The 18,073-nt window shown below is 69.1% G+C and carries 22 protein-coding genes and 1 pseudogene; 12 read left to right on the top strand and 11 right to left on the bottom strand.

Annotation, left to right across the window (positions count from 1 at the left end):
• Positions 1–13 precede the first annotated feature (13 nt).
• Positions 14–712: a hypothetical protein gene (locus OG230_RS31845; protein ID WP_328907205.1), complete on the bottom strand. Its 699-nt coding sequence runs from the start codon at positions 710–712 to the stop codon at positions 14–16.
• Between the two features lie 9 nt (positions 713–721).
• Here OG230_RS31845 and OG230_RS31840 point away from each other — a divergent pair, with 9 nt between their 5' ends.
• Positions 722–1,030 carry a hypothetical protein gene (locus tag OG230_RS31840; protein WP_328907204.1) on the top strand — a complete coding sequence of 103 codons (309 nt, stop codon included), beginning with the start codon at positions 722–724 and terminating at the stop codon, positions 1,028–1,030.
• Between the two features lie 69 nt (positions 1,031–1,099).
• Here the strand turns inward: OG230_RS31840 and OG230_RS31835 are convergent, their stop codons facing one another.
• The 5 genes from OG230_RS31835 to OG230_RS31815 form a co-directional block, all read right to left on the bottom strand.
• Positions 1,100–1,537, bottom strand: a complete 438-nt coding sequence (locus OG230_RS31835) for an NUDIX hydrolase (RefSeq protein WP_328907203.1) — start codon at positions 1,535–1,537, stop codon at positions 1,100–1,102.
• Positions 1,538–1,567: 30 nt separating this feature from the next.
• Positions 1,568–2,377, bottom strand: a complete 810-nt coding sequence (locus OG230_RS31830) for an SDR family NAD(P)-dependent oxidoreductase (RefSeq protein WP_328907202.1) — start codon at positions 2,375–2,377, stop codon at positions 1,568–1,570.
• A gap of 82 nt (positions 2,378–2,459) precedes the next feature.
• Positions 2,460–2,753: a hypothetical protein gene (locus OG230_RS31825; protein ID WP_328907201.1), complete on the bottom strand. Its 294-nt coding sequence runs from the start codon at positions 2,751–2,753 to the stop codon at positions 2,460–2,462.
• Positions 2,754–3,328: 575 nt separating this feature from the next.
• Positions 3,329–3,514 (bottom strand): hypothetical protein, encoded by a 186-nt coding sequence (locus tag OG230_RS31820; RefSeq protein WP_328907200.1) that lies wholly within the window; start codon positions 3,512–3,514, stop codon positions 3,329–3,331.
• Positions 3,515–3,567: 53 nt separating this feature from the next.
• Positions 3,568–4,635 (bottom strand): bifunctional NAD(P)H-dependent oxidoreductase/GNAT family N-acetyltransferase, encoded by a 1,068-nt coding sequence (locus OG230_RS31815; RefSeq protein WP_328907199.1) that lies wholly within the window; start codon positions 4,633–4,635, stop codon positions 3,568–3,570.
• A 30-nt stretch (positions 4,636–4,665) separates the two neighbouring features.
• Here OG230_RS31815 and OG230_RS31810 point away from each other — a divergent pair, with 30 nt between their 5' ends.
• Complete coding sequence (locus OG230_RS31810; protein WP_328907198.1) at positions 4,666–5,133, top strand: MarR family winged helix-turn-helix transcriptional regulator; 468 nt, start codon at positions 4,666–4,668, stop codon at positions 5,131–5,133.
• 56 nt (positions 5,134–5,189) lie between these two features.
• Here OG230_RS31810 and OG230_RS31805 read toward each other — a convergent pair.
• The 3 genes and pseudogenes from OG230_RS31805 to OG230_RS31795 form a co-directional block, all read right to left on the bottom strand.
• Positions 5,190–5,459: pseudogene (locus OG230_RS31805) on the bottom strand (aldehyde dehydrogenase family protein); the annotation flags it as partial.
• Positions 5,460–5,734: 275 nt separating this feature from the next.
• Positions 5,735–6,220, bottom strand: a complete 486-nt coding sequence (locus tag OG230_RS31800) for a DUF427 domain-containing protein (RefSeq protein WP_328907197.1) — start codon at positions 6,218–6,220, stop codon at positions 5,735–5,737.
• Positions 6,221–6,292: 72 nt separating this feature from the next.
• Positions 6,293–6,634, bottom strand: coding sequence for a UBP-type zinc finger domain-containing protein (locus tag OG230_RS31795; RefSeq protein ID WP_328907196.1), 342 nt, complete (start codon positions 6,632–6,634; stop codon positions 6,293–6,295).
• A 428-nt stretch (positions 6,635–7,062) separates the two neighbouring features.
• Here OG230_RS31795 and OG230_RS31790 point away from each other — a divergent pair, with 428 nt between their 5' ends.
• Together OG230_RS31790 and OG230_RS31785 are read left to right on the top strand one after the other, a co-directional pair.
• On the top strand, positions 7,063–7,935 hold the full coding sequence (locus OG230_RS31790) for an oxygenase MpaB family protein (RefSeq protein WP_328907195.1): 873 nt from the start codon (positions 7,063–7,065) through the stop codon (positions 7,933–7,935).
• 172 nt (positions 7,936–8,107) lie between these two features.
• A complete protein-coding gene (locus OG230_RS31785) occupies positions 8,108–9,787 on the top strand; it encodes a hydrogenase maturation protein (protein ID WP_328907194.1) in 1,680 nt (559 codons plus the stop codon).
• Positions 9,788–9,809: 22 nt separating this feature from the next.
• Here the strand turns inward: OG230_RS31785 and hypB are convergent, their stop codons facing one another.
• Together hypB and OG230_RS31775 are read right to left on the bottom strand one after the other, a co-directional pair.
• Entirely contained in the window at positions 9,810–10,532 is a 723-nt protein-coding gene (gene hypB, locus OG230_RS31780) for a hydrogenase nickel incorporation protein HypB (RefSeq protein ID WP_328907193.1), read from the bottom strand.
• Positions 10,533–10,585: 53 nt separating this feature from the next.
• Positions 10,586–10,924: a hydrogenase maturation nickel metallochaperone HypA/HybF gene (locus OG230_RS31775; protein WP_328907192.1), complete on the bottom strand. Its 339-nt coding sequence runs from the start codon at positions 10,922–10,924 to the stop codon at positions 10,586–10,588.
• 250 nt (positions 10,925–11,174) lie between these two features.
• Here OG230_RS31775 and OG230_RS31770 point away from each other — a divergent pair, with 250 nt between their 5' ends.
• The 8 genes from OG230_RS31770 to OG230_RS31740 are packed head-to-tail and all read left to right on the top strand — an operon-like array spanning position 11,175 to position 18,067.
• Positions 11,175–12,230, top strand: coding sequence for a hydrogenase expression protein HypE (locus OG230_RS31770; RefSeq protein WP_328907191.1), 1,056 nt, complete (start codon positions 11,175–11,177; stop codon positions 12,228–12,230).
• Positions 12,231–12,275: 45 nt separating this feature from the next.
• Positions 12,276–14,069: a nickel-dependent hydrogenase large subunit gene (locus tag OG230_RS31765; protein ID WP_328907190.1), complete on the top strand. Its 1,794-nt coding sequence runs from the start codon at positions 12,276–12,278 to the stop codon at positions 14,067–14,069.
• A complete protein-coding gene (locus tag OG230_RS31760) occupies positions 14,069–15,019 on the top strand; it encodes a NifU family protein (protein ID WP_328907189.1) in 951 nt (316 codons plus the stop codon). The genes OG230_RS31765 and OG230_RS31760 overlap by 1 nt, the downstream gene beginning before the upstream one ends.
• On the top strand, positions 15,016–15,666 hold the full coding sequence (locus OG230_RS31755; protein ID WP_328907188.1) for a DUF5947 family protein: 651 nt from the start codon (positions 15,016–15,018) through the stop codon (positions 15,664–15,666). The genes OG230_RS31760 and OG230_RS31755 overlap by 4 nt, the downstream gene beginning before the upstream one ends.
• Complete coding sequence (locus OG230_RS31750) at positions 15,663–16,304, top strand: DUF6084 family protein (protein WP_328907187.1); 642 nt, start codon at positions 15,663–15,665, stop codon at positions 16,302–16,304. Before OG230_RS31755 ends, OG230_RS31750 begins: the two co-directional genes overlap by 4 nt.
• Positions 16,301–17,704 (top strand): hypothetical protein, encoded by a 1,404-nt coding sequence (locus OG230_RS31745; protein ID WP_328907186.1) that lies wholly within the window; start codon positions 16,301–16,303, stop codon positions 17,702–17,704. Before OG230_RS31750 ends, OG230_RS31745 begins: the two co-directional genes overlap by 4 nt.
• The gene (locus OG230_RS36435; protein WP_443051426.1) at positions 17,701–17,820 is read left to right on the top strand and encodes a DUF6893 family small protein; all 120 of its coding nucleotides are present in this window, start codon (positions 17,701–17,703) and stop codon (positions 17,818–17,820) included. The genes OG230_RS31745 and OG230_RS36435 overlap by 4 nt, the downstream gene beginning before the upstream one ends.
• A 34-nt stretch (positions 17,821–17,854) precedes the next feature.
• Positions 17,855–18,067: a hypothetical protein gene (locus OG230_RS31740; protein WP_328907185.1), complete on the top strand. Its 213-nt coding sequence runs from the start codon at positions 17,855–17,857 to the stop codon at positions 18,065–18,067.
• Positions 18,068–18,073 lie beyond the last annotated feature (6 nt).

The following is an 18,073-nucleotide window of genomic DNA, read 5'->3' as shown; positions in this document are numbered from 1 at the left end:
GAACAGCTTCGCGTCAGGTGTCGAGGAGTCCCCCGCTGCCCGTCGGCATCACCACGACCATGGAAGCCGGGGGAGCCACAGCATGCACCCTCTCGCCGTATCGGGAGAATTCGAGTGTCATCTCAACGCCTTCGGACTGCCCCTCCATGAACCGGAGGTAGGGCATACCGTCCACGGCCACGTACATCCTCATCCCTCCGTCGCCCTGAGGTCCGCTCAGCGGGACGAGCCGCTCGCCGTCGCGCTCGACGGCCGTCCCCTGCCGTACACCCTGGCCGCTGCGAGGTACGGACGACAGCGCCTTGTCCAGATCGCACTGATCCTGCACCTCTGCCGAAGCCGACACCATCTTGAGGTACTTGCCGCGTGCCTGCGCGGTGCGCTCGTTCGCCCGGGCTGCGGCCTCGGGACCACGTCGCGCGCCCGCCGCGCGCATGGCAGCCAGTGAGGCGTCGCTGTAGCGAACGTACGAGGTGGCCTCGCCGGCCACCCTGATGATGTCCCCGCGTTGCATCGGACCAAGATCGAAGGTTCCCGTGCAGTTGCCTTCGCGGTCGGCATCCACCGCGATCCGCGACTGGCCCTGCGGAGCCCTCATGGAAATCGCGAGCCGCAGCGACTCCGTGTCCCTGAGCAGGTCGAACGCGTTCTCCGCGACGCCCGGCACCTGACCGATCGGCAGGGCCGCAAACGGTTCACCGGCCTCGAGCACGCGGCCAGCATGAGCATCCAGGACGCCGCCCACACTCTCTGCGGCAACGAGTACGTCGGCACCGACCACGTCTTCCGCCTGAACGGGCCTCGTGTCGAGGCGTTCTCCGGCGTGGACGAGGAGGTCTTCCGGCTTCTCGCCAGGGGCGACATCGAGGAATATCGCGCCCTCGTCCATGCGAGCCGCCACGTCCGCCCCCGCCTCACCTTCGACAAGGACTGGGGCGGCCCCGTCTCCTTCCACGCCGACGGATCGGTCCTCGCCCTGCGGCTGCTGCCGGGGCAGGACGAGGAGCCGCGTCCGGGCTCCCCCCGCTGACATCGGAAGGCTGCCGGGACCGGCTCATCTCAGAGCCGGTCCCGGCGGCAGGACGACGTACACGCTTGCTCAGAGCGACGCCTCGGCTCCGAGGCTTCCGGCGCCGACGGCTCCCCTCAGCACGTGCGCGATCTCCTCGGGCTTGAGGTCGATGCCGTCGAGCCCCTCCAGGGTCAGCGGGACCTCCTCCAGCGCGTACTCGCCGCGGCCTTCGGCACTGAACTCGGGGCCGGTGCGGTCGTCGAAGGACCAGGTCGCGATGCGGGCGAGGTAGAAGAGCTGGCGCTCGTCGTCGGTCTCCAACGTGTGGAGGAGTCGGATGATGTCAGCCTTTCCCGCGATCTCCTCGTGGATCTCCCGGTGGAGGGCGGCCTCCCGGGACTCGTCGCTGGGCTCGACACCGCCACCGGGCAGGACCCAGTACTCGGGGATGCCGGGCTTGGTGCGGCGGATGACCAGCATCGTGTCGTCGGCGGTGACGAGGACGGCGCGGACTCGTTCGATCATTTCGGTTCGTCTCCTTGCTTGTTGAAGGTCTCAGTGGAGCAGCCAGCCGCCGTCGACGTGGACGGACTGTCCCGTGATGAACGAGGCGGAGGGGCCGACGAGGAACGCCACCAGGGCCGCGACGTCCTCGGGCCGGCCACGGCGCGGGACGCACTGGCGCTTGATCTGGTCCTCCGGCCGCGCACGGTGCCGGGCGGGGAGGGCGTTCTCTGCCTCGACCTGGATGGCTCCGGGCAAGACCGTGTTGACGCAGATCCCGTACGGGCCCAGTTCCCGGGCGAGGGAGCGGGACAGGCCCAGCAGCCCGGCCTTCGCGGTGCTGTAAGCGACGAGGTTCGTCCGGCCGGCACGGGCGTTGACGCTGCCGATGTTCACGATCCGCCCCCAGCGGCGCTCGACCATGCCGGGCGTGAACGCGTGGCAGGTGCGGTAGTGGGCGGTGAGGTTCACTCCGAGGGAGTAGTTCCAGGTGACCTCGTCCGTGTCCTGCCAGGCGACGCGGGGGTAGGAGCCCGCGTTGTTGACCAGGATGTCGACGGGCCCGATCTCGGCGCGGACGAGGTCGGCCATGGTCTGGACGGAGCCCGGATCGGTCAGGTCGGCGTTGACCGCGATCCCGGGGCTGCCCGCGCGTTCGAATGCGGCGAGGAGGACGTAGGCGTCGGGTTCCTGGGCGAGGTGGTTGATCGCGACGGTCGCTCCGGCGGTGGCGAGCGCCCGGCCGATCTCGGCGCCGATGCCTGTGGCGCCGCCGGTGACGAGGGCGTTGCGGCCCTGGAGCGGGCGAGTCTGGAGAGGGCTCGAGCCAACACAGCGGGTCGGCGATGCAGCTGTGCCCACCCTTTCGCCTCGGCCCCGGCCTGCTCGCGCGTCGCCACCGGCTTGTGGAAGGCGCCTGCTGTCGTCGGAAGCCGTCGGGCGTTCACTGTGACTCCCCGGGGAGGGTGTCCAGCCAAGCCTGGAGGACGAGGCGGGCGAGCATTTCGGCGTCGGGCCGGTCGGTACGGGCGGTGGTGACCAGGCTCGTGTCCTGCTGGGTGACGTCGAGGAGGACGGTTAGGGCATCGCCGTCGGAGGGGCACTCGATCCCGCTGAAGCGGAGCTGGATCTTCGCGAGCAGTGCGGTGACCTTGTAGAGGGCGCGGAGGTCGGGGGTTCCCTTGAGGAGCTGGCGGCGGATCTCGATGGCGGCCTGGATGCCGTCGCGCAGGCTCACGGCAACGTCGGTGGCAGCGTCCGGAGCGGGCAGAGTCAGCCCGGGGGTGACCCACAGGGGGAATCAGGGCCCCGCTGCCGATGAGCGCGAGGACGTGGAGGAGCCGGGAGGTGACGACACCGGCCCGGCACTCGGCCCGGGTCAGTACGGTCATGCCCAGCTTGACCCCGCCGAGTTCCGCCTCCAGCTCCGCGAGGATCTGGCGCATCTCGCCGAGGGAGGATGCCTCGGCCACGACGAGGACGTCGAGGTCGCTCCAGCCGTGGTGGTACTTGCCCAGCGTGCCGAAACCGGACTCCTCCCGCTGCCTGCCGAGCGCGTCCCTGAAACGGATCATGTACGGGTGAGGGCAGCGGGTGGGCTTCGCGCAGCCGCAGCCCTTGAAGAAGGACCCGATGCCGCGGGCGAGTTGTCGGGCCATGTAGCGCACCATCCGATCCAGCGTCACGAACCATGCACCGGCGCCTCACTACGGGTCGTAGGTCAGTAAGCAGGGATACGACGAGGGCGCGTGCTGACCATTTGCTGACCTGAGGGAGACCATGATGCACCTGACCTGCGGCGACGCCGAATAGCTAGATCTTGGAGCGTGCCGCCCACTGCCAGACCGCCGCGACACAGTCACCGCCGGCCACCAGCCTCGCGCAGGCGGTCAGCACCAGGACCACGAGCGGGCGCCGCAGCCCGCGCCGCGCACGACGGTCCCGCACCTGGGCCAACCGCCGCAGCGGCGTCGACTCCACCTCGGCCGGCCGCTGCAAGCTCCGTTCCACCAGGGCCAGATCGGCGAGCTGGTCAACTGCGTCAGCGCTGGCTACGGGGTTACGTCCTTGGCGAGGCAGGTGGTCCCGTCGGCGCCGACGGGTGACGCGGACTGGTATCCCTCGCTCTGATAGAGGCCGATGTTCTGCCAACTGCCGGCGCCGGTGAACAGCACGATGCGGCGGCAATTCGGCTCGACAGCGGCTTCGGCGGCACGCAGCAGCCAGCGACCCAGGCCCTCACCCCGCAGGTCGGGTACGACGCCGAGTCGCCCCACGTGCCAGTCGGCGTCGATGCAGCGCGCCCGCACCATGCCCAGGAGCCGGCCGTCCCGCCACAGACCCGTGGTATTCCAGGTCGCCAGCCACTCACGTACCTGCTCCGGTGACTCGTGCAGGGCTGGGACGGTCAAGGTGTCGTTGGCGAGGGCCTCGTCCACCCAGCAGCACCGCTGCAGCACGGTGACCTCGGGCGCATCCTCAGGGGTCAATCGCCTCACGTAGGACCCCGGCAACGGGCCGGGCAGCGCCCCGGCCCGCGCCCGCTCGCGCATCGGCCGTAGGGCGTGGGCAACCCGGACCAACTCGTCCAGGACGCCGACGGCCGCCCCGTCGAGACCAGCATTCGGGCGGATCCGCCCATTCTCGACCGCGTCACTGATGCGGATCGCGACCGTGGAGGCCAACGGCACCAGACGTAGCGTGGTCACCACCTGCTTGGAGTGCTGGACCGACCGCGTGCCCGCCGAGGTGTGGCCGTAGCTGACGAAGCCGATGGGCTTCCAGGCCCACTCGCGGCCGAGATAGTCGAGCGCGTTCTTCAAGGCTGCAGGCATGCCGTAGTTGTACTCGGGCGTCACCACGATGAAGCCGTCCGCCGCGTCCACGATCGCGCTCCACCGTCGCGTGTGCTCGTGCCTGTAGACACCCGATGACGGATGTTCCTCTTCATCGAGGAACGGCAGATCGAGGTCGCCGAGGGCTACCGGCACGAGCTCGACGCCCAGTTCCACGGCACGAGGCGTGATCGTCTCGGCCAGCCACTTCCCGACCGCCGGGCCGAAGGCTCCGGGGCGGGTGCTGCATACCAGTACAAGGACACGTATCTTTTTCGTTGACATGGAAACGAAAGTAGCTGGTAAATTAGTTACATGTCAACGAAGCCGTCGACCGCGACTGTGCACTGGCTGAACCCGGGCGAGGAGCGAGCGTGGCGAGCCTTCCGCCGCATGATGATCGCCGTTCAGGCAGGCACGGCGCGTGATCTGACCACGATCGGACTCTCCGAGCCCGACTACGAGGTGCTGAGCACGCTGTCCGAGAGGCCCGACCGCACCAGCACCCTGCACGAGCAGGCCGCCAAGATGAGCTGGTCACGCAGCCGTCTCTCCCGGCACGCCACCCGAATGGAAGCGCGCGGCCTCGTACGGCGTACACCCGACCCAGCCGACGGCAGAGGCTGCTTCCTGGTTCTCACGGAGCACGGCCTGGACACACTCAAGCACGCCGCCCCGGCCCACCTTGCGTCGGTACGGCGCCACTTCGTGGACCGACTCACACCTGAGGATCTCGTCGCCCTCGAACGCATTGCCAAGAAGTTGGAGGACTCCGGGGGCTGAACCGTCGAGGCAACGCGGAACAACACCGGGGCCGCGCCCCGACGGTACCGATCGGTATTGGGGTTCTTGCCGCCAGGTTCGAGCGCGATCTTCTTCACGGTGGGTGCGGCAGCAGCCATGATGAGCCGTCCGGTGACCAGGCCGCCGGTGAAGGAGACCACGTCCACGCCCGCGTCCGAGCTCAGGGGCGCGCCCGCGGTGGCCCCGGCCCCGAGCACCAGATTCGCGACACCGCGCGGCAGTCCGGCCTCGGTGAGCGCCTTCATCAGGAGGATCACGGTGTGCGGTGTCAGCTCGCGGGGCTTGAGTACCAAGGTGTTGCCCGCGGCGCACCCGACGGGACACTCCCGCGGCCAGCAAAGCCGTACCGCTTGGACTCAACTCGCGCTTACCCAGCCCCGCTACCCGTCGCCTGCGCTTCCCCACTCCGCAGAAGCGGCCGGACCTGCCGGATTCACTCGGCGCTGGAAAGCGCGGACCAGCCCCCTCTGTCGCGTGCACGTGGTCGGCATGGGCGGGACCCGTTACCGGGACCGATGCTGAGCGCTTGCTGACCTGCGCCCAGGTGCAGGTGCAGGTGACCGGGATTGGGCCAGCGAGATCATGAACGGGGGCCGCCCTTGAAGGGACCCACAATCTCCGCCGTGATCCAACCACCGTAGAAGTTTCCCGGCTGAGGGCTTACGCGCTCCCCGTCGACGGTGCAGTCCACACGTCTCGGATAGAAGGCCAAATGTCCGGCGAGCAGGGCGTAGCGGGGTGCCGGAACCTCGTAGCTCCATGCGACATCGGGCAGAACGACCCCGTTGGCGGTCAGGCTCCAGTAGGTGGCTGCTCCCTTCCACTCGCAGAGGGACTCGGTTGCCGACCGCGACAGTTGGTCGATACGGACGTCCTCGCGCGGAATGTAGAACACCGGTGGATGGCTCGTCTCCAGAACACGCAGCGCGCGGACCGATTCGGCGAGCGTCTCACCTCGGCACCACACGGCGACCCGGCGTGTGTCAGCCTCCACCCTGGGTGGACGCGGATAGTCGCACACTGACTCGGTTCGTCGCTCTCGGCCCACTTCTGCAGCGTCGTTCATAGAGACCATCGACTCGAATTCTTTCGTACGCGAAGGATTCTTGGCCCTTCCGCTGGCGTTGTTGCTGATCGATCACACAGCGCTGCCTCTGGTCGTTGGTGCACTGATCAGGAACAGCTCGTCCACATAACACCAGGCCCAGTGCTCGTCCGGGGCCAGGGAAAGGACCAGGGGATGCCCTGTCGCCACATGATGGCTGTACGCGTGACGGCCCTGTGAGCTGTCGCAGCACCCGACGTGTCCGCACGTTGTGCACCAGCGCAGCCGCATCCAGCCGAAGCCCAGGGCGGAGCACTCCTCGCAGTTCTCGGACAGCGGGTCGGACGGTGTCGACATGGCTCCGAGATGGACACAGCTGCGGCCGTCCGGACGGCCGCCGTCGGGCGCCACCGTCCACCGGGATGCGGATGTCATGGCGGTGTCCCTGGTCCGGGTGGCGACTCATCGCGTGCTCGCGGACAACGCTCGGCCAGCGCACGCGGGAGGCGTTCGACGACCTGGTCTGCGAGGCGCTCGAACTCAGGCCGGAGAATCGGCGTAGCCCCTTGCTCTGTGCGGCCGAAGTCCTTCAGGTAGGTGCCCAGTTCGTCCATGGGAAGGGAGACGAGGAGGCTCCGTTGAACCGTGATCACCGCGTATACCTCCTCCATCTGTAACGCCGGGCCACATCTGCACCGCCGGGCATCCGTGCGACCTCGCACATCACTACTTCCCGCAAAGAGGCATCCGCGGATGCACAGGGCCGCCACGGGGGGCGAACGACGTCGTCGCGATCGGTGCGATGGACAAGTCCGAGGAACTGGACGCCGCCATCCCTGGAAATGTGGACGCATACTGGCCATATGGACTCGTCCGCCCGTAGCGCAACCCGTCTGCGCGAGCGGCTCGGCAGCGCCGTCTTCGCCCGGGTCGCCGGTCCCGAAGGTCCCGAGAACCGCGCTCGTATCCACGGAACCCCCGGCCCGCGGTGGTTCGGTCCCGACCGGCCGATTCGGACTGTCCACGGTGATGCGTCCATGTTCATCGGCGGACTGCGAGCGCTGCTCCTCCAGTCCTTGCACCCGCTGGCCATGGCTGCCGTGGCCGCCCATTCCGGCTACCTCGGCGACCCGTGGGGCCGACTGCAGCGCACGAGTACCTTCCTCGCCGTCACCACGTACGGAACAGCGGAGCACGCGCAGCAGGCAGTCGACCGGGTGAGAGCCGTCCACAGCCACGTACACGGAACGACCCTCTCCGGAGAGGCATACGAAGCCGCCGACCCGCACCTTCTCGGCTGGGTGCACGTGGCTGAGGTCGACAGTTTCCTGCTCGCCCACCAGCGATACGGAGCCGAGCCCCTCGACGCCGCCGGCTACGACGGATACGTCCGCGACATGGCACGGGTCGCGGAGGCACTCGGCATCGCCGATCCTCCCCGCGACACGAAAGAACTCGACGCCCAGCTCGCCGCCTATCGGTGCGAACTGCGCCCGACAAAGGAGGCGCGCGAGGCAGCGCGCTTCATACTGCTGCACCCGCCCCTGCCCTGGGCCGCGCGCGCACCCTACGCGGTACTCGCCGCGAACTCCGTCGCCACGCTCCCCCGATCAGCCCGGACGTCGTTGCGACTGCCCCAACTACCACCCGTAGCCGAAGCCTGCGTGACTCCCACCGGACGAGCACTGACCGCCGTGATCCGCTGGGCCATGACGCCGCCACGCCCGCCGGCGTGATCACAAAGCAGACGCGGGCGAGCTCGCGGTGCGGGTGCGTGGGAGGCCGACTCTCGGCAGGCGTTCTCACTTTCGAGTGAATCTAGGCATGTTCAGGCCCGTTGGGCCCCGGTGAGTACGGATCCACGTTCACGCTCGGTCGAACGGACCCCAGTCATCGGGAGTGATCGCCGTGCGCATCCTGCTTCTCGCGAGCGCCTTCAACAGCCTCACCCAACGTGTCCAGGCCGAACTCGGTGACCACGGACACTCGGTGACCGTGCACCTCGTGGACGGGGACGACTCCGTCCGGGAAGCCGTGGGCCGGGAGTCGCCGGAGCTTGTCGTGGCGCCCTATCTCAGGACCGCGATTCCGGAGGACGTGTGGTCGGTCCACACCTGCCTCGTCGTCCATCCCGGGCCGGTAGGCGACCGCGGGCCCTCCTCACTCGACTGGGCCGTCCACGAGGGCGCGGACCTCTGGGGCGTCACGGTGCTGCAGGCGAACGCGGAGATGGACGCCGGCGATGTATGGGCGTCCGTGTCGTGCGCGTTGCCCCAGGTGGGCAAGAGCGACCTGTACCGCAACGAGGTCTCGGACGCCGCCATGGCGGCGGTACTCGTGGCCGTCGGGCGCTTCGCTTCCGGAACGTACACGCCGGCGCCGCAGGACACCGGAGCCGACGAGGGCTGCCGACCGTTGTTCCGCCAGTCCCTGCGGCGCATCGACTGGCAGACGGACTCCTCATCGACCGTTGTCCGCAAGCTGAGAGCGGCCGACTCCCAGCCCGGTGTGCTCGACGAAGTCCTGGGCGAGGAGTGGTTCCTGCACGGCGGCCATCCCGAGCCCCGGCTGAGCGGGCGCGCGGGGGAGATCGTGGCCACCCGGGACGGTGCCATCTGCCGGGCGACCACTGACGGCGCGGTGTGGATCCCCGAGCTGCGGCCCCGGCGGGCGCCGGGCGGTCCGGCCACCTTCAAGCTCCCCGCCACCGTTGCGCTGGCCGGGCGGTTGTCCGCCGTGCCGGCACGGCCGGCTCCGCTGCACCGGAGCAAGCACGAGGACACCTGGGCCGAGATCGGTTACCGGGAGGAGGCGGGCACCGGTTTTCTGTCGTTCTCGTTCCGCGGTGGCGCGATGAGTACGGAGCAGTGCCGGCGCCTGCTGCGCGCGTACCGGTTCGCCTGTTCCCGGCCGACTTCGGTGCTGGTCGTCGGAGGCGGCCGGGACTTCTTCTCCAACGGCATTCACCTCAACGTGATCGAGGCGGCAGCCGATCCCGGCGCCGAGTCCTGGGCCAACATCAACGCGATGGACGACCTGGTGGAAGCGGTGCTGACCACCACGGACCGGCTCGTTGTCTCCGCCGTGGCCGGAAACGCCGCGGCGGGCGGGGTGATGCTGGCCCTCGCCGCCGACGAGGTGTGGTGCAGGGCGGGCGCGGTACTCAATCCGCACTACCGCCTGATGGGGCTGTACGGGTCGGAGTACTGGACGTACTCCCTGCCGCGACGGGTGGGAGCGGCAGCGGCCGAGCGGCTCATGCAGGACGCGTTGCCGGTCAGCTCCGCGGCTGCCCACGAACTCGGGCTGGTCGACAGGGTGATCGCGTGTGCCCCCATGTCGTTCGACTCGGAGGTCGGCGCCCTGGCGGCCCGCCTGGCCGCGCTGCCCGCGACGCAGTCCCGTATCAACGCCAAGAAGGCGGAGCGGGACCGGGTCGACCTGGCACCGTACCGTGCGGCCGAACTCGCCCGGATGCGGCGTATCTTCGCGGACCCGCACCACCCGTACCACGAGTTGCGCCGGGCCTTCGTACGCAAGGAAGGCCCGTCCGGCTCCGCGGACCGGCCCCCACGTCCCCGGGGCTGACCGCGGCCCGGCGGCGCGGCTTCTACTGCTGTTCGGCGAGCCAGTCGTACCACTGGGCCAGGCCGTCACCGGTGGTCGCGGAGACAGTCAGCACGCGCACGTCAGGGTTGACCGAGCGCGCGTGCCGCGTGCACTGCTCGACGTCGAAGTCGACGTAGGGCAGCAGATCGGCCTTGTTGATGAGGATCAGGTCGGCGGCGGCGAACATGTACGGATACTTCAGCGGCTTGTCCGTGCCCTCCGTGACCGAGATGATCACGACCTTGGTGCGCTCACCCAGATCGAACAGTGCGGGACACACCAGATTCCCGACGTTCTCGACCATGAGCAGCGAGCCCGCCGCCGGGGACAGCGCCGTGAGGGCGTCCCGCATCATCTCCGCGTCGAGATGGCAGCCGGCCCCGGTGTTCACCTGCACCACGGCACAGCCCGTGCGCCTGATCCGGTCGGCGTCGAGCCGGGTCTCCTGATCGCCCTCGATGACGGCCACCGGCCGGCGGTGGCCGAGATCGGTGATGGTGCGTTCGAGGAGGGTCGTCTTCCCCGCCCCCGGTGAGCTCATCACGTTCACGGCCGCGACCCCGCGTTCGGTCATCCAGGTCCGGTTGCGGTCCGCGACGAGGTCGTTCTTGGCCAGTACCTTCTGCTCGATGGTGACGGTCTCACCGGCGCCGTCCGTCTTCGCGCGCTCGCCAGGGCGGGGGTGCGGATGTGCGTGGTCCGGTGCATCATCGTCCCGCAGCATCACCATCCTGGTCCCGCCGGGCTCCTCGGAGCAGCCGCAGGTACCGCACATGTTCAGCCCACTTTCATGGAAACGATCTGCAGTTCCTGTCCCGACGTGATCTTCACGTCCGCGCTGCCGCAGGGACACAGCAGAATCAGGTCGGTCAGGGTGAATTCGACGGCGCAGGTGCGGCAGAGGCCGGTGCCGGGCGGCTGGTCGATCTCCAACCGTGCCCCCTCGGCGGCCGTCCCCTCCGCGACCAGCCCGAAGCAGAAGCGCATGGCCTCGGGTACGACGGCGGTGAGCGCGCCCACCCGGACGCGCACCGAATGGACCGGACGCCCTGCGGCGCGCTCGCACACAGAGTCGACGACGCTCTGTGTGATGGCCAGCTCGTGCACCGCTGCCACGTCCTTCCGAGGGTGGCTCCGACAGTAGGGCCACGAGGTGGCCGCGAGGACCGCGGACCGGCCCGGTCACGGGGCCGGATCACCCGAGCGGCCCACCGCACGCGGCCGTTCGGCTGCCCGGGATGAGGCGGTCGATGGATTCCCTGAGTTGCCGGGGAGGTCGAACCGAGGCGTGATGGTAGCAATGTGCGCGTACCCATCCGTGGGGGCAGACGGCCGCGGAGCCGTCATCCTGAAAGGCGGCACTGCCATGCCGACAGAGGAAGCGACAAAGGCGGAGGACACCCTGATCCATGTCCTGTGGATCAACGCGGGACTGAGCTGCGACGGCGATTCCGTCTCCCTGACGGCCGCCACTCAGCCGAGCATCGAGGAAATCGCGCTCGGTGCCCTGCCGGGCCTGCCGCAGGTCGCTGTCCACTGGCCGCTCATCGATTTCGAGTGCGGTCCGAATGGCGGCGCCGACGATTTCCTCGAATGGTTCTTCAAGGCCGACCGCGGCGAGCTGGAACCGTTCGTCCTGGTGGTCGAGGGATCGATCCCGAACGAGCAGTTGCACGACGAGGGGTACTGGTGCGGTTTCGGCAACGACCCGGCCACCGGCCAGCCGATGACGACCAGCGAGTGGCTCGACCGGCTGGCCCCGAAGGCAACCGCGGTCGTCGCGGTGGGCACCTGCGCGACGTACGGCGGCATCCACGCCATGGCGGGCAATCCCACCGGCGCGATGGGGGTCCCCGACTACCTGGGGTGGGAGTGGAAGTCCAAGGCCGGGATCCCGATCGTGTGCGTCCCGGGGTGCCCGATCCAGCCGGACAACCTGTCGGAGACGCTGACCTATCTGCTGTACATGGCCACGGGCCAGGCGCCGATGATCCCGCTCGACGACGCGCTCCGGCCGACGTGGCTGTTCGGGTCGACGGTCCACGAGGGCTGTGACCGGGCCGGTTACTACGAGCAGGCCGACTTCGCGACGGAGTACGGCTCACCGAAGTGCATCGTCAAGCTGGGCTGCTGGGGCCCCACGGTCAAGTGCAACGTGCCCAAGCGGGGCTGGATGAACGGCATCGGCGGCTGCCCCAACGTCGGTGGCATCTGCATCGGCTGCACCATGCCCGGGTTCCCGGACAAGTTCATGCCGTTCATGGACGAACCTCCCGGCGGAAAGCTCTCGACCAACGCGGTCGGACTGTACGGGTCGACGATGCGGCGGCTGCGCCACATCACCACGCACACCCTGGACCGCGAACCGAAATGGCGTAAGCCCGGACCCGAGCTCAAGACCGGCGCCACACGCACCTGGTAATCGACCGCGTAATCACCGCGACGGAAAGAAAGACGAGGCGGCGCAATGACCGCGACGCAGCACAAGGGTGCCGAAGGCGGCCGGGGCAAGAACGACCTGGTCGAAATGGCGTGGGATCCCATTACCCGGATCGTCGGCAGCCTGGGCATCTACACGAAGATCGACTTCAAACAGAAGGTGGTCGCCGAGTGCCACAGCACCAGTTCCATCTTCCGCGGCTACTCGGTCTTCATGAAGGGAAAGGACCCGCGGGACGCGCATTTCATCACGAGCCGGATCTGCGGCATCTGCGGTGACAACCACGCCACGTGTTCCTGTTACGCGCAGAACATGGCGTACGGGGTGAAGCCCCCGCACCTCGGTGAATGGATCGTGAATCTCGGCGAGGCCGCGGAGTACATGTTCGACCACAACATCTTCCAGGAGAACCTGGTCGGGGTGGACTACTGCGAGAAGATGGTCGCGGAGACCAACCCCGGGGTGCTGGAGCAGGCCAACCGCACCCCCTCCCCGCACGCCGACGCCCACGGGTACAAGACCATCGGCGACATCATGCGGTCGCTGAACCCGTTCACCGGCGAGTTCTACCGCGAGGCGCTCCAGGTCAGCCGGATGACCCGGGAGATGTTCTGCCTGATGGAAGGGCGGCACGTCCACCCCTCCACGCTCTATCCGGGCGGCGTCGGCACCGTGGCGACGATCCAGCTGATGACGGACTACATCACCCGGCTCCAGCGGTACGTCGAGTTCATGAAGAAGGTCGTGCCGATGCACGACGATCTCTTCGACTTCTTCTACGAGGCACTGCCGGGGTACGAACAGGTCGGCAACCGGCGCATCCTGCTGGGCTGCTGGGGATCCTTCCAGGACCCGGAGCACTGCAACTTCGCGTACAAGGACATGACCGACTGGGGACGGAAGATGTACGTCACCCCCGGTGTCGTCGTCGACGGGAAGCTGGTCACCACCGACCTGGTCCAGATCAACCTGGGCATCCGGATCCTGCTCGGTTCCTCGTACTACAACGACTGGGACGAGCAGGAGACCTTCGTCTCCCACGACCCGCTCGGCAATCCGGTCGACCGGCGTCACCCGTGGAACCAGCACACCAACCCGCAGCCGCAGAAGCGGGATCTGGACGACAAGTACAGCTGGGTCATGTCGCCGCGGTGGTTCGACGGCAAGGACTACCTGGCCCTGGACACCGGTGGCGGGCCGCTCGCGCGCCTGTGGACCACGGCGTTGGCCGGCCTGGTCGACATCGGCTACATCCAGGCGACCGGGCACAGCGTCAAGATCAACCTCCCCAAGACCGCCCTCAAGGGGCCGGTGGAGCTGGAGTGGCACGTCCCGAAGTGGAGCAACACCATCGAGCGCAACCGGGCACGGAGTTACTTCCAGGCCTACGCCGCCGCCTGCGCACTCCACTTCGCGGAGAAGGCTCTCGTGGAGATCCGGTCCGGGAACACCAAGACCTGGGAGAAGTTCGAGGTCCCCGAGGAGGGTGTGGGCTGCGGATTCACCGAGGCGGTGCGCGGTGTCCTCTCGCACCACATGGTGATCCGGGACGGCAAGATCGCCAACTACCACCCGTACCCACCGACTCCGTGGAACGCGAGCCCCCGTGACACCTACGGCACGCCCGGTCCCTACGAGGACGCCGTGCAGGGGCAGCCGATCTTCGAGGAGAACGACCGGGAGCACTTCAAGGGAATCGACATCATGCGTACGGTGCGCAGCTTCGACCCCTGTCTGCCCTGCGGAGTGCACATGTATCTCGGCGAGGGCAAGAAGCTGGAACTCCTGCACTCCCCCACCCAGTCCGCGGGCAGCGAGTGATGGCGCGGGAGGACGCACCGGCCACGCCCGACTGGCGGACGACCGGTGAACGCATCGACACCCTGATCGCCGCCAGCAGCTCGGGCGGCGCGGTCGCCCGCGAGCGCAGCGAGGAACTGGTCAGGCTCGTCGCCGATTTCTACGGTGCCGGACTGGAACGGCTGCTGGACCTGGTGCACGAGCAGGGACGGCTGGACGACGATGTCCTGGCCGCGCTGGCCGGCGACGAGCTGGTGGCCAGTGTCCTGTTGGTGCACGGGCTTCACCCCTACGGCGTGGAGACCCGGGTCGAGCAGGCGCTGGAGAGCGTGCGCCCCTATCTGGGGTCGCACGGCGGAGATGTGGAGCTGCTCGCCGTCACCGACGAGGGCACTGTCCGGCTGCGGCTGCTGGGCAGTTGCGACGGCTGCCCGTCCTCCTCGGTCACGCTGAAGCTGGCCGTTCAGGGTGCGGTGGAGGCGGCGGCTCCGGAGATCACCTCGATCGAGGTGGAGACGGCGGCCGACGAGGAGTCCGCCGGGGCGGCCGGGCCGCTCGTGCCGGTGGATTCGCTGTTCGCCCGCCTGCACGCGGAGACCGGGGCGCCCGGCGACGACGACGGCGCGTCGTGGGAAGTGGTGCCGGAGCTGCCGGGCCTGGCATCCGGCGCGGTGGCCCGGGTCGATGTCGGCAGGATGCCGGTGGTGGTGTGCCGGGTGGGCTCCGACCTCTTCGCTTTCGAGGACCGCTGCGCACGCTGCGAGCAGCCGTTCGAGGGCGCCACAGTGGCGCGGCGGCTGGGAGGCGGGGCCGGCGACGCGGTCCTGCGCTGTGCCGGGTGCCGTGCGCACTACGACGTACGGCGGGCCGGGGTCTGCCTCGACGGGGACGGCGTGCATCTGGCACCGCTGCCCCTGCTGTCGGACGGCGCCTCCGTCTCCGTGTCGGTGCCCGCGGCGGTGGCGCCGTGATCACGACCGCCCGTGCCGCCTCCCCGGCCGCCACGCTGCTGCGGCTCACGCGCGACCGGCCGCGGCGGCCCGCCGGGGAGCGCTGCGAGATGTGTGCGGAACCGATCGGCGAGAGCCACCCCCATGTGGTGAACCTCGACAGCCGCGCCCTGATGTGCGGGTGCCGGGCCTGCTATCTGCTGTTCACCGACGAGAGCGCGGAGTTGCGCTACCGGGCGGTGCCCGAGCGCTATCTGCATTTCGACGGGCTGACCGTGGACGGGCGCGCCTGGGACGAGTTGCAGATTCCCGTGGGCCTCGCCTTCCTGTTCCGCAACTCCGTCCAGGACCGCATGGTCGCGTTCTACCCGGGCCCCGCCGGGGCCACCGAGTCGGAACTCCCGCTGGACGCCTGGGAGACCGTCGTCGAGGCGAGTCCGGAGCTTGCCGTACTCCGTCCCGACGTGGAGGCCCTCCTGATCCGGCGCACCGCGGACAGTGGCGGATCGTGCCATCTGGTCCCGATCGACGCCTGTTACGAGCTCGTGGGCCAACTGCGCACGCTGTGGCGCGGGTTCGACGGTGGCTCCGAGGCGCGTGCCGCGATGGACGGGTTCTTCGCACGGGTGGCGGACCGCAGCCGGCCCGCGGGGACCGGTGCGCCGTGAGCGACTTCGGGTTCTCCGTGCTCGACGTCTTCGCCGAGCCGTACACGGCCACGCCGCAGCTGACCGCCCGGCTGCGGATCGAGGAGCGGACGGGCCTGCGGATCCACGCCGTCGCGCTGCACTGCCAGGTCCGCATCGAACCGCAGCGGCGCCACTACGACGAGGCCGAACAGAGCGGTCTCCAGGGGCTGTTCGGTGGCCGGGACCGCTGGACCGACACCTTGAAGCCGTTCCAGTGGATGAGCTGCGACACGACGGTGCAGGGGTTCGACGGCGCCACCGAGTTCGATCTCGCTCTGCCCTGCACGTACGACTTCGACGTGGTCGGCTCCCGCTACATGCACGCACTGGGCGAGGGCTCGGTACCCCTCGCCCTGATGTTCTCCGGCACCGTGTTCACGCGCGGCAGCAAGGGTTTCGGGGTCGAGCAGGTCCCGTGGGACTGCGAGGCCCGGCATCAGATGCCGGTCGAGGTGTGGCGGCGCATGATGGCGGCGCACTTCCCCGGCACCGGGTGGATCAGGCTGGACCACGAGGTGCTGGCGCGCTTCGCGGACTTCCGGGCCCGGCGCGGGCTGATCAGCTGGGACGAGACGGTCCAGGCACTCCTGGCCGAGCACGACGAGGTGGCCCTGTGAGTCTTGACCAGGTGCGTTCGATCGCCGACGCCGTCCTGTACGAGGGGTATCTCCTCTATCCGTACCGGGCGAGTTCGCACAAGAACCGCTCGCGCTGGCAGTTCGGTGTCCTCGGTCCGCCGCAGGCCGCGGCGGCGAGCTTCGGCGAGGAGCCGGAGATGGAGACGCAGTGCCTCCTGGCACCGCACGACGGGGCGGCAGCCGTCACCGTACGCCTGCGCTTTCTCCAGCTCCAGGTCCGCGAGGTGCGGAGCACGGACGAGGACGGGGTGGAGGTTCCCGTCGAGCGGCTCACCGTCGACGGTGCGTCGGTGATGTCCTGGGACGAGGCGGTCGAACGCGAAGTCGTGCTGGCCGCACTGCCGTTGGAGCAGGCGACGGACGTCGTCCATCAGATTCCGGGCGGTGAGGACACCGAGCCGGTGGCCGATGCGCGGGGCGTGGTGGTGGGCCGGATCGTGCGGCGGCGGCTGCCGCTGGCGGTCCGGGTCCGTACACGTGCCGTCGTCGACGACGGGTACGTACGCCTGACCGTGACGGTGCGCAACGAACACCCGGAGCCTGCGGCCACCAAGGACGCCGCGATCCGCCGCTCGCTGATCGGCGCGCATCTGCTGCTGTCGGCCCACGACGCCGGGTTCGTCTCCTTGCTCGAACCGCCCGCCCCGGCGGCGGCAGCCGCGGGCCGCTGCCGGCAGCGCAGGTGCTGGCCCGTGCTGGCCGGTCCGAAGGGGACGACCGACACCCTGCTCGGCGCGCCGATCATCCTGTACGACTACCCGGAGATCGCCGAGCAGAGCCCGGGGGCGCTGTTCGACTCGACGGAGATCGACGAGATCCTGACCCTCCGGGTGATGACCATGACGGAGGAGGAGAAGACGGAGGCCCGGGCCACCGATCCCAGGGCGCGGGAGATCATCGACCGGTGCGACGGGATGTCGCCCGCGGACCTCCAGCAGTTGCACGGCCTGCTGCGCGACCCGCACGCGCCGCAGCCGGAGGCACTCGTGAGCCCGCCGCCCGATGTCCGGGACGTGGACCCCGCCGCCTTCGACACCGCGGGCGCGCCCTGGTGGGACCCGGCGGCCGATGCCTCGGTGCGCCCGGGAAGCGACGCGGTCGTGATCGAGGGCGTCCGGGTGGCCAAGGACAGCCTGGTCCGCGTCCACCCGTCCCGGCGCGCCGACGCACAGGATCTGTTCTTCGCCGGCCAGGTGGCCCGGGTGACCGCGGTGCTCACGGACGTGGACGGCGGTACCCACGTCGCCCTGGTCCTCGTCGACGACCCGGCATCGGATCTGCACGACTGGTACGGCCGCTACTTCTACTTCGCACCCGACGAACTGACACCCCTGACCGTCGAGGAGACGGCGCGGTACCGAGAGGAGAACCGATCGTGAAGAGCCTGGGCATCATCACCGCCGGAGCGGCGGCGGCCGTGGCGCTGATCGCCGTGGGAGTCGGGATCAAGTCGATCCCCGACATCCGCCGGTACCTGCACATCCGTTCGATGTGAATCCGGAGCCGAGTGACGTGAGTGAGGAGCAGCCATGACGGACGCACCTGAGTCGAGCAGCGGGATCCAGGAGGAACCACAGGAGGTACGGGGCCCGAAGGGATCCCGCGACACCGGCTCCGACCAGCCGGAAGCCGGCCCGGCCGGCCGCCCTTCGGGCACCTCGGACGAACGTTCCGACACCTCCGTACAGCCGCAGAGCCCCCGGGATCCGAAATCGCCCGACCTCCGCTCAGGGGGCGGCTGAGCCGGG

The sequence above is a fragment of the Streptomyces sp. NBC_00234 genome, from assembly GCF_036195325.1.
Taxonomy (GTDB): Bacteria; Actinomycetota; Actinomycetes; order Streptomycetales; family Streptomycetaceae; genus Streptomyces.
Note: the sequence above shows the minus strand (reverse complement) of the source record. Positions and strands in the feature narration are given on the sequence as shown.

Coding starts and splice junctions, on each gene's coding strand:
- OG230_RS31800 (WP_328907197.1), bottom strand. CDS start 6,220: ATGAACGACGCTGCAGAAGTGGGCCGAGAGCGACGAACCGAGTCAGTG.
- OG230_RS31740 (WP_328907185.1), top strand. CDS start 17,855: ATGACGGACGCACCTGAGTCGAGCAGCGGGATCCAGGAGGAACCACAG.
- OG230_RS31810 (WP_328907198.1), top strand. CDS start 4,666: ATGTCAACGAAGCCGTCGACCGCGACTGTGCACTGGCTGAACCCGGGC.
- OG230_RS31765 (WP_328907190.1), top strand. CDS start 12,276: ATGACCGCGACGCAGCACAAGGGTGCCGAAGGCGGCCGGGGCAAGAAC.
- OG230_RS31835 (WP_328907203.1), bottom strand. CDS start 1,537: ATGATCGAACGAGTCCGCGCCGTCCTCGTCACCGCCGACGACACGATG.
- OG230_RS31790 (WP_328907195.1), top strand. CDS start 7,063: ATGGACTCGTCCGCCCGTAGCGCAACCCGTCTGCGCGAGCGGCTCGGC.
- OG230_RS31770 (WP_328907191.1), top strand. CDS start 11,175: ATGCCGACAGAGGAAGCGACAAAGGCGGAGGACACCCTGATCCATGTC.
- hypB (WP_328907193.1), bottom strand. CDS start 10,532: ATGCTGCGGGACGATGATGCACCGGACCACGCACATCCGCACCCCCGC.
- OG230_RS31760 (WP_328907189.1), top strand. CDS start 14,069: ATGGCGCGGGAGGACGCACCGGCCACGCCCGACTGGCGGACGACCGGT.
- OG230_RS31840 (WP_328907204.1), top strand. CDS start 722: ATGAGCATCCAGGACGCCGCCCACACTCTCTGCGGCAACGAGTACGTC.
- OG230_RS31795 (WP_328907196.1), bottom strand. CDS start 6,634: ATGACATCCGCATCCCGGTGGACGGTGGCGCCCGACGGCGGCCGTCCG.
- OG230_RS31815 (WP_328907199.1), bottom strand. CDS start 4,635: ATGTCAACGAAAAAGATACGTGTCCTTGTACTGGTATGCAGCACCCGC.